At 68.1% G+C, this 14130-nt stretch carries 12 protein-coding genes; 2 read left to right on the forward strand and 10 right to left on the reverse strand.

What is annotated here, in order from left to right:
* Positions 1 to 1482 (forward strand): tripartite tricarboxylate transporter permease, encoded by a 1482-nt coding sequence (locus LC066_RS17475; protein WP_222479661.1) that lies wholly within the window; start codon positions 1 to 3, stop codon positions 1480 to 1482.
* Between the two features lie 36 nt (positions 1483 to 1518).
* On the opposite strand, the gene LC066_RS17480 is transcribed toward LC066_RS17475, so the two are convergent.
* The 4 genes from LC066_RS17480 to LC066_RS17495 form a co-directional block, all read right to left on the reverse strand.
* On the reverse strand, positions 1519 to 2991 hold the full coding sequence (locus LC066_RS17480) for an amidase (RefSeq protein ID WP_224901701.1): 1473 nt from the start codon (positions 2989 to 2991) through the stop codon (positions 1519 to 1521).
* 117 nt (positions 2992 to 3108) lie between these two features.
* Positions 3109 to 4245, reverse strand: coding sequence for a glycosyltransferase family 2 protein (locus LC066_RS17485; RefSeq protein ID WP_224901704.1), 1137 nt, complete (start codon positions 4243 to 4245; stop codon positions 3109 to 3111).
* A 14-nt stretch (positions 4246 to 4259) separates the two neighbouring features.
* Positions 4260 to 6860 (reverse strand): PAS domain-containing hybrid sensor histidine kinase/response regulator, encoded by a 2601-nt coding sequence (locus tag LC066_RS17490; protein ID WP_224901706.1) that lies wholly within the window; start codon positions 6858 to 6860, stop codon positions 4260 to 4262.
* 31 nt (positions 6861 to 6891) lie between these two features.
* Complete coding sequence (locus LC066_RS17495; protein WP_224901709.1) at positions 6892 to 7371, reverse strand: oxidoreductase; 480 nt, start codon at positions 7369 to 7371, stop codon at positions 6892 to 6894.
* A gap of 381 nt (positions 7372 to 7752) precedes the next feature.
* Here LC066_RS17495 and LC066_RS17500 point away from each other — a divergent pair, with 381 nt between their 5' ends.
* The gene (locus LC066_RS17500; protein ID WP_224901712.1) at positions 7753 to 8370 is read left to right on the forward strand and encodes a response regulator transcription factor; all 618 of its coding nucleotides are present in this window, start codon (positions 7753 to 7755) and stop codon (positions 8368 to 8370) included.
* 32 nt (positions 8371 to 8402) lie between these two features.
* Here the strand turns inward: LC066_RS17500 and LC066_RS17505 are convergent, their stop codons facing one another.
* The 6 genes from LC066_RS17505 to LC066_RS17530 all read right to left on the reverse strand — a co-directional run bounded on the left by LC066_RS17505 (position 8403) and on the right by LC066_RS17530 (position 14124).
* Positions 8403 to 9794: an FAD-binding oxidoreductase gene (locus LC066_RS17505; RefSeq protein ID WP_224901715.1), complete on the reverse strand. Its 1392-nt coding sequence runs from the start codon at positions 9792 to 9794 to the stop codon at positions 8403 to 8405.
* Complete coding sequence (locus LC066_RS17510) at positions 9787 to 10167, reverse strand: Rid family hydrolase (RefSeq protein ID WP_222479668.1); 381 nt, start codon at positions 10165 to 10167, stop codon at positions 9787 to 9789. The genes LC066_RS17505 and LC066_RS17510 overlap by 8 nt, the downstream gene beginning before the upstream one ends.
* Positions 10168 to 10177: 10 nt before the next feature.
* A complete protein-coding gene (locus LC066_RS17515; RefSeq protein WP_224901718.1) occupies positions 10178 to 11248 on the reverse strand; it encodes an ABC transporter ATP-binding protein in 1071 nt (356 codons plus the stop codon).
* Between the two features lie 15 nt (positions 11249 to 11263).
* On the reverse strand, positions 11264 to 12058 hold the full coding sequence (locus tag LC066_RS17520; RefSeq protein ID WP_222479670.1) for an ABC transporter permease: 795 nt from the start codon (positions 12056 to 12058) through the stop codon (positions 11264 to 11266).
* A gap of 11 nt (positions 12059 to 12069) precedes the next feature.
* Positions 12070 to 12918, reverse strand: a complete 849-nt coding sequence (locus LC066_RS17525; RefSeq protein WP_224901721.1) for an ABC transporter permease — start codon at positions 12916 to 12918, stop codon at positions 12070 to 12072.
* 147 nt (positions 12919 to 13065) lie between these two features.
* Positions 13066 to 14124 (reverse strand): ABC transporter substrate-binding protein, encoded by a 1059-nt coding sequence (locus LC066_RS17530; RefSeq protein WP_224901723.1) that lies wholly within the window; start codon positions 14122 to 14124, stop codon positions 13066 to 13068.
* Positions 14125 to 14130: the final 6 nt, after the last annotated feature.

Below are 14130 nucleotides of genomic sequence, written 5' to 3' on the forward strand. Positions count from 1 at the left end.
ATGGATATGCTGATGTCCGGCATCGGGATGCTGATGCACTGGGACGTGTTGCTGGCGCTGCTGGTGGGATCCGTGGGCGGCGTGGTGATCGGCGCCATCCCCGGGGTCGGCCCGGCGGTGGCCATCGCCATCCTGCTGCCCGCCACCTTCGCGATGGAGCCGCTGGTGGGCCTGGTGATGCTGCTGGGGATCTACGGGTCCTCGATGTTCGGCGGCGCGCTGCCGGCGATCCTGATCAATACGCCCGGCACCGCCGTCAACGCGCTGACCACCTATGACGGCCACCCGATGACGAAGCGCGGCGAGGCGCTGCGGGCGCTCGGCCTGGCCTATGGGGCCTCCTTTACCGGCGGCGTCCTGTCGATCCTGGCGCTGATCCTCTTCTCGCCGGTGCTGGCCAAGGTGGCGCCGATGTTCGGTTCGCGCGAGATCTTCCTGGCCGCACTGCTGGGGCTGGTTCTGGTGGTGCTGGCGCATCGCGGACAGACCTTCGCCGCGGGTGCCCTGGCGGGCTTGGGCATCTTCCTGGGCACCGTCGGGTTGGAGCCGGTCAAATACACGCAACGGTTTACCTTCGGGCAAGATTGGCTGGGATCTGGCTTCGACCTGATCGTGGTGGTGCTGGGCCTCTTCGCGCTGAGCCAGGCCTTCGACTTGCTTTCCAGCCCCGAAAGCGCCCCGGACGCCCAGCCGATCCGTGGCCGCATGGGCCGCGCCATGACAGAGGTCCTGGGGTTCAAGCGCATCGCGGGCGTCGGCGCGGGTTTCGGGGTGTTGATGGGGATGATCCCCGGCGTGGGAGAGTTCACCGCCCAGTTCCTCAGCTATACCTACGCGCAGAAGACCTCGAAGGACCCGGACGCCTTCGGCAAGGGCAGCCCCGAGGGGCTGGTCGCCAGCGAGGCGGCCAACAACGCGGTGCCGGCGGCAGCGATGATCCCGCTTCTGGCGCTCGGCATCCCGGGCGAGGCGCTGACGGCGATGATGCTGTCGGTCTTCTACGTGCACAACGTGATCCCCGGCCCGCAGCTCTTCCAGGGGCAGATCGATTTCGTCTATGCGCTCTACGCGGCGATGCTGCTGCTCAACGTGATCGTGGTGGCCTTCCTGCTGGTGGCCTCGAACGGGCTTCTGCGGATCATCCGCATCCCCACGCGGTTCCTCGGCGTGATGATCCTGGTCCTCAGCTTCGTCGGGGTCTACTCGCTGCGCAACTCCACGGTGGATTGCGCCCTGGCGGCGGGCTTCGGCGTGCTGGGGCTGGTGCTGAAGCGGCAGAACCTGCCGGTGGTGCCGATCGTGCTGGGTATGGTGCTGGGCGGGATCATGGAGGTGAAGCTGCGCTCGGGCATGGCCCGCGTCCGGACCTTCGCGGATTTCTTTGACCGGCCGATTGCGGCGATCCTCGGGCTGGCGATCCTGGCCCTCCTGACGCTGCATTTCGTCGGCCTCTACCGGGAGAACCGCAACCGCGAGACCTGACGGGCCTGTCGGCCCGCGCCGCGCCCCCCTGCGCGTTCAGCCGCCCGGCGTCACCGGGTCGATGGGGCCAAGCGGCCCGCCGCAGGCCATCTCCACCGCGCGGGCGGCCGCCAGCAGCGCCGCCTCGCCACGCGGCTGGCCGATCAGTTGCAGGCCCACGGGCAGGCCTTCGGGCGACAGGCCGACGGGCACCGAGACGGAGGGCAGGCCGGTCACCGGCGAGAGGTAGGAAAAGCGCAGCCAGGCGATGTAGTCGGTCAGCGGCAGCCCGTCGATCTCGCGCGGGTATTCCTCCTCCACCGGGCCGGGCATCAGCCCGACCACCGGGCAGGCCAGCACGTCGAAGCCGGTCATGAACCCCTGCACGATGTCGAAAAGCCGCGACCGCGCCTGCTGTGCGTCCAGTACGTCGGTGATCGTCAGGGCACGGCCATAGTCGATGTTCTCGCGCAGGGTCTGCTTGAAGTTGCGCTGCAGCTTCGGGTCGGCGCGCCCGGGGCCGGAGGCCCAGAGCATGCCGCGCAGGGTGCGATAGGTCCGGTCGAGATCCGGCAGCGGCGGCCAGGTTTCCTCCACCGTGGCGCCCGCCGCCTCGATCCGCGACAGCGCCGCGCGCAGATGCGCTTCCATCTCCTGCGACACCGGCGCCAGCCCGTCGAGATCGGGGGAGAAGGCGATGCGGATGCGACCGTCGGCGCGGGCCACTGCCTCTTGATAGGGCGCGTCGGGGGCGGGGTAGGACAGCGGCTCGGCGGGGTCGAACCCGGCCATGGCATCGAGGAAGAGGGCGCAATCAAGGACCGAACGGGCCATGGGGCCCTGCACCGCCTCGGTGTGGAACCGCGAATGGGCCGGTGCGCCCGGCACCACACCGGGGGAGGGGCGGAACCCCACGACGCCGCAATAGGCCGCCGGGGTGCGCAGCGACCCCGCCAGGTCCGATCCATGGGCCAGCCAGACCTCGCCCGTGGCCAGCGCCGCCGCCGCCCCGCCCGAGGAGCCGCCGGCGTTGCGGGTCGTGTCCCAGGGGTTGCGGGTGAAGCCGAAGACATCGTTGAACGTATTGGCCCCGGCGCCGAATTCGGGCGTGTTGCTCTTGGCCAGGACGATCCCGCCGCGCGCCTCGATCCGGCTGACGATGGGCGAGGAGGTGTCGGGCACATGGGCCGTCATGCCACGCGTGCCGAAGGTCGACCGCACGCCGGAGACCTCCGCCAGGTCCTTGATGGCCAGCGGCAGACCTGCCAGCCAGCCGGGATGCTCGCGCGGCCCGTCCAGCGCGGCGGCGGTCGCCTCGGCCCGGGCGCGGCAGAGGGTGGGCAGGGCGTTGACCGCCGGTTCCACCTGGTCGATCCGTGTCATCGCCGCATCGATCAGCGCGTCGGGGGCGATCTCTCCACGGCGCAGAAGCGACACCGCCTCATGCGCGGAGAGGGCGCAGAGATCCGGGCCGCTGAACGTCGGGGAGGCCTTGGCGTCGGGGCTGGGAGTGGAAATGGTCTCGGTCATGTGGTCGGCCCTGAGCGGTGGCGGAGGGGGCCAGTGTCGGGCGGACGCGAGGCGATGTCAAAGGCGGCCCCTCCGGGCCGCGCCTGGTGCGTCCGCTCGGGCGGTCGCAGCCGGGGATCAGGAACTGAAGAGGGTGCGGGCCATCGACTTCGGCAACAGCAGGTTCACCAGGGCAGCGGTCAGGACCTTCAGGCCGCTGCGGCGGTCGGCGAACCAGCCTGCGGGGCTGGCCCACAGCCCCCGCAGGGCAAGCCCGAGGGCCTGGCGCCGCGGCGCACCGGCGCGCAGGGCGCGGCGGGCCAGCCGGCGAAGGCGGGTCGCCTTGTCCCGGGCCGTGGGCGCACGGGTGTAGCGGGCCGCCGTGACCAGTGCCGCCAGTCGCCCGCTGCAGATCGCCGCCAGGCTCGGCGGGGTCTCGCCCGAGGCGCCCGGCGCGGCGTCGCCCCGGGGGTAGAGAACCAGTGGCTGGTCGAGGGGCGCCAGTCGGTAGCCTTCGCCGACCAGCCGCACCAGCCATTCCAGGTCATCGCCATGGGGCAACCGACTGTCGAAGGTGCCCACGGTATTCACCAGCTCGGCGCGCAGGGCGAGGTTCGACAGCCGCTGCACCGGGTTCTCGGCCATCAGCCGGGCGACAGTGAGGTCCCCCGAGGGCTGCGGGCCGGGGGCGGCGTCCGCTTCCGATCCCACCTCGGCACCGGGGGCATAGCAGGCATCAAGCGTCACGTCGGTGAAGGCGGCGGTGATCCGGTCGAGCTTGTCGGGCATCCACAGGGCCCCCGGTTCGCAGAAAGCCAGGATCTCGCCGCGCGCCTCGGCCAGGCCGATATTGCGCGCGCAGGCGAAGGGCGCGCCGCCGTCCCCGCGCCGTGCCCCGCGCAGCAGGCGGAACCGACGGTCGAGCGCGGCATACTGCGCTGCCACCTGGGGGCTGTCGTCGCGCGCCCCGGTGTCGATCAGCAGGGCTTCCCAATCGGTCTCCGTTTGGCTCAGGAGGGCCTCCAGCGTGATCGCGAGGCTGGCGCTGGCATCGCCGTAGGGCAACAGGATCGAGAACCGGGGCTCCAGACCTTCGACGGCGCTGCCGGCCAGTGCGCCCCAGCCCGCAGTGCTGTCCCGGGGTCTGATGAGCGGTTCGGCTACGGCGGAGATCGTACCGGCGCAGGCCGGCGCCGGATCCGTCGTGCCTGGGACAAAGGGCCACCGTGGATGCCCGCTGGCATCGACATCGCCGGGGTGCCAGCCCGGCGGCAAGGGGGGGCGCGCGGTCAGGCGTCCACTCCCTGCGTGTCGAGGGCGTCCAGTTCCGCCCGGCTGGCCTTCCACAGCGGTTCCAGCGCCTGCAGCTCGGCGGCCTCGATCTCCTGGCCGCGCTTGGCCTTGGTCTCGATCGCGGCCAGCGCCTCGCGCAGGGCGGTCAGGCCGAAGGTGCCGCAGGTGCCGGCGCAGGCGTGGGTGAGGCGGGCGATCTCCTGCTTGCTGCCGGGGAAGGCGGCCAGGGCGGCGATGCAGCCGTCGGTTTCGGCGCAGAACCGGTCGAGCAGCTTGCGCGCGGTCTCGGTGCCGGTGCCGGAGAACAGGGTCTCGATCTGGGTGGCGTCGATCAGCTCGGACGGGGCCGCGCGGTCACGGCTGTCCTGTGCGGCCAGCGGCAGCGCGCCGTTGGCCAGGTCCTGCAGCAGGCGGCTCAGGACCTTGCGGTCGATGGGCTTGGACAGGCAGTGATCCATGCCGATGCTGCGGAACTTCTTCAGCTCCTCGGGCAGGGCATGGGCGGTCAGCGCGACAATCGGCACGTCCGCCGAGGCACCATGGCCGGAGCGGATGCGCAAGGCGGCCTCGGTGCCATCCATCACGGGCATGGAGATGTCCATCAGGATCAGGTCGAAGCGTTGCGCATCGGCCCAGTCGACCCCGGCCTGGCCATCGACCGCCTCGGTCACGTAGTGGCCTTCGCTTTCCAGCATCTCGCGGGCGATGAAACGGTTGATCTCGTTGTCCTCGACCAGCAGGACTTCCATCGGCGGGGTGGTGCCTTTGGTCGTACTGTCCGTCTCGGCGTCGGGCAGGGTTTCCTCTCCGGCGGCCTGGGCGACGGGGATGCGCACCCAGAACAGGCTGCCGTCCCCGGGCACGCTTTCGGCGCCGATCTCGCCCTCCATCAGCTGCACCAGCCGTCGGGCGATGCCGAGGCCTAGCCCGGTCCCCGAGGCCTGGCGCGCGTAGGAGCTGTCAAGCGTCTCGAAATCGTTGAAGATCCGGTCCAGGTCGTCCTCTTCGATGCCGATCCCGCTGTCGATCACCCGGAATTCGAGCTGGCTGCGTTGCGGACCGACAAGTTCCACCTCGATCTCGACGTCCCCCCCGCGGGTGAACTTCACCGCGTTGGTCACCAGGTTCAACAGCACCTGCCGCAGGCGCCGGGCGTCGGCCACCAGCGGGCCGGACGGGGTGCCGACCCAGTTCCAGGTCAGGTCGTTGCCATTGGTCGAGGCAAGGGTGGCCGAGGTCTCCACCACACCGTCCAGAAGGCGAGGCACCGAGAAGGTCCGCGCCTCGGGCTTCATCTTGCCGGCTTCGAATTTCGCCAGGTCCAGCACGTCGTTCACGAGGTTCAGCAACAGCTGGGCCGAACTGTCCATCAGTGTGAGAAGTTCGCTCTGCTCTTCGGAGAGGGAGTGATCGCGCAGCAGCTGCATCGAGCCGATCAGCCCGTTCAGCGGCGTGCGCATCTCGTGGCTCATCACCGCCAGGAACTCGGACTTCGACCGCTCACCGGCCAGCGCGCGGTCACGCGCCTGGGTCAGCATCTCTTCCTGCGCCTTGCGCAGGGAAATGTCGCGGACGAAGGAGACGAAGAGGTGCTCGTTGTCGGCGGCCCGGTCGAAGGAGACCTCGGCAGGGAAGCGACGGCCCGATCGGTCGCGGGCGGTGAACTCGAACGGATGCAGGAAGCTGTCGCCGCGTTCTCGGGCCTCCAGCACGCTGTCGCCCATCCGGCGCAATTCCTCGGCTTCGGTTTCGGGGATCAGCAGATGCCGCACGCGCCTACCCACGACCTCGGCCCGGCTATAGCCGAACATGCGTTCGGCCGCGCTGTTGAACTCGTGGATGAACCCGTCGGAATCGGTCACCACCACCGCATCCAGTGAGGTTTCGACGATGGTGTGCATCCGCGCGGCATGGGCCTCGGCCCGCCTGGCGCTGTTGCGCGACTGACGCGCCATGCGCACCAGCACCAGCGCCAGCAGCGACAGCCCGGCGATGAACAGGAACATCACCGTGGCGATCAGGCCGAGGGTGCGGATCAGGCTGGCCTGGCGGGCATCGGTGATCTGCGCAAAGCCATCGAGGCCCGACAGCGAGAAGGACCGCACGTCCTGGTGGATGCGGTCGGCGGTCTCTCTCAGGTCCGGCAGGGCCGCCAGCAGATCAGGCTCGCTGCCGTCGATCAGCGGCACCGTCTCCTGCAGGAAGGCATCGACACGCAGGCGCGGGGCGTTGAAATCCTGGTTGTCCTGCATGGCACGGAAGGCCGGAGCGTCCTCGATCAGGGCCATGCGGCTGTAGAAGATATCGAAGGCGCGACGCAGTTCGACGATCGCGGGGCCAGTGGTCTCGGCGTCGCCGTCGTCGATGCTTGCCTCGGCCTGTGCCAGGGCCGCCTCGTACCGCAGGAAATCGACCTCGGCCTGGGCCAAGCTCCATTGCAGGTTGTCCGAATTGGAGGAGGTGAGGGTCTCGATTTCATGCAATACGAGCCAGGCCAGGCCGACCACCAGTGTCACGCAGAGGATCAGGATCGTCAGGGCGGCGATTGGCTGCCGCCAGAGAGGGGACCGCCCGCTGTTACGGGATACGCTCAACATCGTCGTGTCTCTCCTGAGGGCACCGGCCGGTCTATTCGAACGCGGTGATGCGGTCGAGCTGCCAGATGCTGCGTGCGTAGATCACCTCCTGGCGGAAGGCGGGGTCGGCATCGAAGGGGTAGACGATCCACAGCGGCCCCTTGTCCCGCAGGGACATCTCTTCGCCATGGTTCAGGTAGGCCACGATCGGGGCGCCGTCTTCCCAGCCGGAGCGGGGCATCTCGATCTCGTAGTCGTTGATCGCCTTGGCCGAGATGCGCTGCGCGTCCGGGGCCACTTCGCTGATCAGGTCCGCCAGGGAAACGCCGGTGAATTCCTGCACCCCGTCGGTCCAGATGGTGGTCGTTTCATAGACCTGCGACGGCATTTCCTGCAGGGCTTCGAGGTCGAGCTCCGCCAGGACCTCTCCGGTTTCGGAGGTCACCGTCAACAGGGTTGCCCCCCGCGCATCCGTGGCGGCGGCCGGGGCGGCCAGCAGCGCGGCGGTCGCGGCCGCGAGCAGGGCGGGCACCAGGGATAGACGGAGACGGAACGGGAGCATCTGCAAGGGCCGAATCTGATTGTTATCGATTTTAACCTTCGCACAGAACTCGCCCTGCGCGGGAGTGACGCATCGGACCACCGCCCCTATCCGAATGGATAGGACGCCGCTGCAGGGCGGGGCCGGACGGAGGGCCCGCGCAACCACGGGAAATGACTCGCAAGTTACTGGACCTACTAATGGTTTAAGGGTCATATGACGGGATAGCGGCCGATCCTCCCCGATTTGGTCACATTTTTAGGTTCATCCTTACGAAACGGAATGAACTTGATTCGCAGGCGGGACAAAGCGGTGATTACTGCTCGGACTCTTCATGATGAACGCGACATGGGCGGTGTGTCCGCCGGGGCGATGCGTGTCCTCATCGCCGATGACCATGATTTGCTGCGGGATACGCTTCAGGCGTTCCTGAACGCCGAGGGCGGCTTCGATGCCGGCACGGTCGCGTCCTTCGACGAGGCCGTGGCGCAGGTCGAAGCCGGGGCGCATTATGATCTGATCCTGCTGGACTATTCGATGCCGGGCATGCGCGGTCTCGACGGGCTGAAGCGGATGATGGAGCTGGCGGGGCACAACCGCGTCGCCATCATCTCGGGCACTGCCAGCCGCGAGATCGCCGAAGAGGCCCTGGCCGTGGGCGCCGCGGGCTTCGTGCCGAAGACTCTCTCGGCCAAGTCGCTGATCAATGCGGTGCGCTTCATGGCCATGGGGGAGCAGTATGCGCCCCTCGAATTCATGCGCGCGCCCGCCGAGGAAGAGGATGCGAACCCGCTGGCCGAGATGCTGTCGGAGCGCGAGTTGCAGGTGCTGGAGGGGCTGACCCAGGGCAAGGCGAACAAGGAAATCGCCCGGGATCTGGATATCCGCGAACCCACGGTGAAACTGCACGTGAAGACGCTGTATCGCAAGATCGGCGCCTCGAACCGCACCCAGGCGGCGATGATCGCCAAGGAAGCCGGTCTGTTCTGACCCTTTCGGGGCGGGACGCCCGCTGACCAGGATCAGCCCAGGACGCGGCCCGCGTTCAGCAGCTCCGCGGGATCCATGGCCGCCTTCAACCGGGTCATCACCAGCCGTTCCTGCTCGCTGCGTACCATCGACAGGTAGGGCGCCTTGTCCTGACCGACCCCGTGTTCGGCGGTGATCGAGCCGCCAAGACGCGCCGCCAGCCCGTTCAGCGCCGCCGAGACCTCGGTGCGGGCCTCGGTCTTCACGATGTAATGCAGGTTGCCGTCGCCCAGGTGGCCGTAGATGTAGACGCCGGCCTGCGGATCGACCTCGGCCAGCCGGGTGCGGGCCTCGGCCAGGAAGGCGGGCAGGGCGCGGGCGGGCAGTGACAGGTCATGCGGCAGCAGGTTGCCCAGGGAGAAGGTGAAATCCACGCAGGCCTCCCGCAGGGCCCAGAGCCGGTCATGATCCCGCGCTGATTGCGACACCACCACGTCGCGGCACAGCCCGGCCTCGTAGGCCTCGATCAGCGCGGCTTCGAAGGCGTCTTCCTGCAGGATCTCCCGCATTCCCTGGATCTCGGTCAGCACGTAGAGACCGGCGCCCGTGGGCAGCGGCGGGTTGCAGGTCAGGGCGCAGGCGCCCTCGTAGACCTCGGGCCAGATGCCCTCGTAGGCCGACAGCAGCGGGCCCAACCGGGCGCGCAGGTGGCGCAGCAGGGCCTGGGCCGCCTCGACGCTGTCCACGGCACAGAGCGCATTGGTTTCCACCGTCGGCGCCGGGTGCAGGCGCAGCAGGGCGCGGGTGACCACGCCCAGCGTGCCTTCCGATCCGATGAAGAGCTGGCGCAGGTCCGGCCCGGCGTTGTCCTTTTCCAGGCCCTTCATGGCGGTGATCACGGTGCCGTCGGCCAGCACCGCCTCGATCCCCGCGACCTGGGCGCGCATCATGCCGTAGCGCAGCACGCGGATGCCGCCGGCATTGGTGGCGATCATCCCGCCGATGGTGGCGGATCCGCGCGCGCCAAGATCGACGCCGAAGATCAGGCCACTGGCAGCTGCCGCCTCCTGCACCTGTTGCAGGGTCGCGCCGGCGCCCACCTCGATCTGGGCGGCCAGATCGTCGACGGGGCCGATGGCGGTCATCCGCTCCAGCGACAGGACGACCTCTCCCGGCTGCACCCTGGCGCCCCCCGACAGGCCCGTCAGCCCGCCCTGGAGCACGACCCGGCGCCCCGCCTCCTGGCAGAGACGCAGCGCGGCAGAGACCCCGGCGGTGTCGGCCGGGCGGATCACCAGGCTGGGCGTGGCCGCCACGCGGCGTGTCGCGTCGGTGGTGAAGCGCGCCAGCTGGTCAGGATCCGTCACCAGCCCGAGATCCAGCCCGGTGGCCGCCAGGGCGGTCTGCAACGGATCGCTGGTGGCAGGGGCGAGGGCCTCAGCCATCGGTGGGATCGGGCACGGCACAGATCATGATCATCTCGACCTTCAGATCGGGGTTGGCCATGTTCGCCTCGAAACAGGCGCGGGCGGGCGGGGCGATGTCGGCAACCCACTCGTCCCAGACGGCATTGAAGGCGGCCACGTCGCCCACATCCTTCAGGATGATTGCGCAGAACAGAAGCCCTGCCTTGGTCGAACCGATCTCGGTCAGCCGGGCCTCAGCCTTCTCCAGCAGCTGCGCGGCCTGCTCGGCGGTCGACAGGCTGCCGTCGTAGGGCGCCTTGGGGGTCACGGCGAAGTAGCCTGTGCCATTTGCCACCGTGGCGATGGAGGCGCGGGCGCCGGTCCCGAAACGGGTGATGATGTCGTCGAACATGGGGCCTCGCTTACTCGGTCAGGACGAAGACGGCGTCTTCGGTCCAGCTGAAATGACAGGTGTCGCCTTCCTTCAGGATCACCACGTCGGCGCCAGGCACCCGCACGCGGATCTGCTGGTCGCTGGCATGACCGATGACCACGGCATTGTCGCCGTAGTTGACGATCGTCTCGATCTGCATCTGCGCATTCTGGCGGCCCTCCTTGGGGTCGCGCGACAGCTTCAGGTGCTCGGGCCGGATCAGCAGGTCGACGGTCTGGCCGTCGCTGACCTGCGGACAGCCCTCGGCGCCGAAGGTCACGTCGCCCAGCACCGGGCTGGTGGCGCGGCGGGTGCCGGCATCGGTGATGGTCGCGGGCAGCAGGTTGCTCTCGCCGATGAAGTCGGCGACGAAGCGGGTGGCGGGGCGGTGGTAGATCTCCAGCGGCGCATCGGCCTGTTCGATGGCCCCGTCGGAGAAGACGACGATCCGGTCGGACATCGACATCGCCTCGGTCTGGTCATGGGTGACGAAGATCGTGGTCACGCCCAGGCGCTTCTGGATTCGCTTGATCTCGATCTGCATCTGTTCACGCAGGTTCTTGTCCAGCGCACCCAGCGGTTCGTCGAGCAGCAGCAGGTCGGGCTCGAACACCAGCGCGCGGGCCAGGGCCACGCGCTGCTGCTGGCCGCCCGACAGCTCTTTCGGCAGACGATGGGCAAAGCCCGAGAGGCCGACCAGTTCCAGCATTTCCTCGGCCTTCTTCAGACCGGCCTTCTTGCCCACCTTGCGCATCTGCAGCGGAAAATAGACGTTTTCGGCCGCGGTCTTGTGCGGGAAGAGGGCATAGTTCTGGAAGACGATGCCGATGTTGCGTTCCTGGGGCGCCAGGTGCGACAGCGACTGGCCGTCCACCGTGATCTCGCCCCGGGTGGCATCCTCGAAGCCCGCGATGACCATCAGCGTGGTGGTCTTGCCCGACCCGGACGGCCCGAGGAAGGTGACGAACTCGCCCTTCTCGATCTCCAGGTCGATATGGCCGAGGGCGGTGAAGTTTCCGAAGGTCTTGTTGACGCCGGACAGCTGCAGATAGGAGCTCATGGTTTCTCCCGAAGGTTATCGTTGTTGGGCCGTCTTGGCCGTCATGCGGCGGATCAGCTTGATCACGGAGGGGGCGATCAGGCCGGCGAAGACGATGGCGAAGAGCAGAGTCGAGATGACGGCGATGACCGGGTCGGCCTCTTCGCGGATCGAGTCGAACATCTTGCGCGGCAGGGTTTCCGCGTTGCGACCCGAGATGAAGATGGCGACGACGGTTTCGTCGAAGGACTGGATGAAGGCGAAGAGCGCCGAGATCAGCAGGCCGGGGCGCAGGATCGGCAGGGTGATGTGCAGAAAGACCTGCCGCGGTGTGGCACCGAGCGAGCGCGCGGCGCGTTCCAGGGTCCGGTCGAACCCCTTCAGGTTGGCCGACAGCACCAGGAAGGTGATCGGCACCGACAGGCAGGTGTGCGCCAGGATCACGCCCAGCTTGGAGTGCACCAGCTTCAGCTCGCCGAAGTAGGAGTAGTAGCCGATCGCCATGACGATATGGGGCACCGCCATGGGCATCATCATCATCAGGTTGGCCGCCGACTTGCCCCAGAACTTGTGCCGTACCAGGGCGAAGGTGGCCGGGACCACCAGCGCCATGGTCAGCAGCGTGTTCATCGCGGCGATGAAGACCGAGTTCCAGGTGGGCCGCAGCCAGGAGGGATCGGAGAAGTAGGCCTGGTAGTACTGCCAACCCCAGCCCGGCGGCGGGAACTGCAGGGAGGCGGCGGTGGAGAAGGACATCGGCACGACGATCAGCAGGGGCGCAGCGATGAAGGCGACGACGGCGATGCCGATCCAGCGGATGAAGGTGTTCATGGCGGGCGTCCTTATCCGTAGAGTTTGTCGAGGCCGAAACGGCGGTGGTAGAGCCCTAGGATGATCAGCGTCACCACCAGCAGCACGATGGCCATGGCCGAGCCCAGGCCGAAGGCCAGGAACTGTTCGATCTGGTTGCCGATCAGGCCCGCGGCCATCTGTTCGCGCGGGGATCCCAGCAGGACGGGTGTCACGTAGAAGCCCAGGCAGATGACGAAGACCAGGACCGAGCCATTGGCGATGCCCGGCGCGGTCAGCGGCAGGTAGACATGGCGGAACAGCGACCGGCCGTAGGCCCCCATGCTTTCCGCCGAGCGGATCAGCGAGGGGTCGATCTTCTGCATGACCGTGTAAATGTTCATGATCATGTAGGGCGCCAGGATATGCACCATGGCCAGGGTCGAGCTGAACCGGGTGAACAGCAGCGGCGGCGGATCCTGGATGCCCAGCGTCTGCATCAGCCAGATCACCGGGCCGTTGTTGCCCAGAAGGACCATCCAGGCATAGGTGCGCACAAGGAAGGAGGTCCAGAAGCTCATGGTGATGAGCAACAGGATCGCCATGGCGGCGCGTTTGCTGACCGTCGACATCAGGTAGGCCAGCGGGTAGCCGACCAGAAGGCAGCAGACAGTCACCAGCAGGGCGGTGCCGAAGGTGTTGAGAAAGACCTTGCGGTAGAGGGAGCCGGTCAGCACCCGTTCGTAGTTGGCCAGGCCCGGGGGCGGTTCGGTGACGGACATGATGCCCACCTCGACCAACGGCACGAGGAAGAAGAGCGCCAGGTAGATCGCCAGCGGGGCCAGCAGCAGCCATGGCCAGATGTTCTGCCGGTCCGGCAGGGTCGAAAGCTTGAACCCCATGGGATGTCGCTCCCTTGATGGTGCGGAAAGTCGATGGTGCCCGCAGGTGCAGGCACACGGGTGAGGGTCGGGGCGGCAGGGGACATGCCGCCCCGAGAGGGGACGCGGACGGGGGAAAGCGTCACGCGTCCGTCGCTGTGGTCGGGATCAGGAGGCCAGCCACTCGTCGAAGCGCATGGCAACTTCCTGCGGGTCGCCGCCCCAGTTCAGCATGTCCTGGCCGAAGGTCTGTTCGACATTGCCGGGCGCCGTGGGCATGCGGGGCTTGGCCGCGTCGGGGACGAAGGCGTCCGCCGCCGGGTTCAGCGCGCCATAGTTCGCCTGGCTGACGAAACCGGCCAGCGGTTCGGCAGAGGTGGCGAATTCGACGAACATCTTGGCCGCTTCCATGTTGGGCGTCTCCTTGGCGACGACCCAGTAGGCATTGTCCAGCTCCGCCTGGTTCCAGGTGAAATCGACCGGCGCGCCGGCGTCTTCCGCCTCGAAGTAGCGACCGTGCCAGATGCCGATCATGTCGACCTCACCGTCGCGCAGGATCTGCGTCGACTGCGCGCCGCCGGTCCACCAGACACGGACATGCTCCTTGATCTCGTCCAGCTTGGCGAAGGCCCGGTCGATGTCCAGCGGGTAGAGATCCTCGGGCGCCACGCCGTCGGCCAGCAGGGCCAGGGGCAGGACGCGGGCGGGGTAGCGTTGCAGCGACCGGCCGCCCGGGAAGCGTTCGACATCCCAGAAGTCGGCCCAGCTTTGCGGGGTCTCGTCCCAGCCGGCATCGGTGCGCCAGGCCATCATGGTGGCGAAGGCATGGCTGCCGACGCCGTTCTGGAACAGGCCGCCGGGGTAGGACTCTTCGATCGGCTCCAGCAGGCCGGCGTTGTTGGCGGCCACGATGTCACCGCCGCCCAGGGTGGTCACGTCGAATTCGTAGACGCCGGTGCGGACCTGGGCCGCCAGCTTGGCGAAGGACACCGGGGAGACGGTGCGGATCTCGATTCCCGTCGCCTCGGTGAAGGGGGTGAACAGGTTCTCTGTCGCGGCTTCCAGCCAGGGGCCGCCCCAGGAGTTGATGTAGAGTTCTTTCGATTGGGCCCGGCCGATGGAGGGCGCGGCCAGGGCCGACGCGCCGGCCAGCGCCGCGGTGCCCTGCAGGAACAGGCGGCGATTGGGGCGGATCAGCGACGTCTTCTTCTTGTTGTTGATGGTCATGGGAAC

Source organism: Pseudooceanicola marinus (genome assembly GCF_020177265.1).
Lineage (GTDB): Bacteria > Pseudomonadota > Alphaproteobacteria > Rhodobacterales > Rhodobacteraceae > Pseudooceanicola > Pseudooceanicola marinus_A.

Coding starts and splice junctions, on each gene's coding strand:
- LC066_RS17505 (WP_224901715.1), bottom strand. CDS start 9,794: ATGGCTGAGGCCCTCGCCCCTGCCACCAGCGATCCGTTGCAGACCGCC.
- LC066_RS17525 (WP_224901721.1), bottom strand. CDS start 12,918: ATGGGGTTCAAGCTTTCGACCCTGCCGGACCGGCAGAACATCTGGCCA.
- LC066_RS17520 (WP_222479670.1), bottom strand. CDS start 12,058: ATGAACACCTTCATCCGCTGGATCGGCATCGCCGTCGTCGCCTTCATC.
- LC066_RS17500 (WP_224901712.1), top strand. CDS start 7,753: ATGCGTGTCCTCATCGCCGATGACCATGATTTGCTGCGGGATACGCTT.
- LC066_RS17480 (WP_224901701.1), bottom strand. CDS start 2,991: ATGACCGAGACCATTTCCACTCCCAGCCCCGACGCCAAGGCCTCCCCG.
- LC066_RS17515 (WP_224901718.1), bottom strand. CDS start 11,248: ATGAGCTCCTATCTGCAGCTGTCCGGCGTCAACAAGACCTTCGGAAAC.
- LC066_RS17475 (WP_222479661.1), top strand. CDS start 1: ATGGATATGCTGATGTCCGGCATCGGGATGCTGATGCACTGGGACGTG.
- LC066_RS17490 (WP_224901706.1), bottom strand. CDS start 6,860: ATGTTGAGCGTATCCCGTAACAGCGGGCGGTCCCCTCTCTGGCGGCAG.
- LC066_RS17530 (WP_224901723.1), bottom strand. CDS start 14,124: ATGACCATCAACAACAAGAAGAAGACGTCGCTGATCCGCCCCAATCGC.
- LC066_RS17510 (WP_222479668.1), bottom strand. CDS start 10,167: ATGTTCGACGACATCATCACCCGTTTCGGGACCGGCGCCCGCGCCTCC.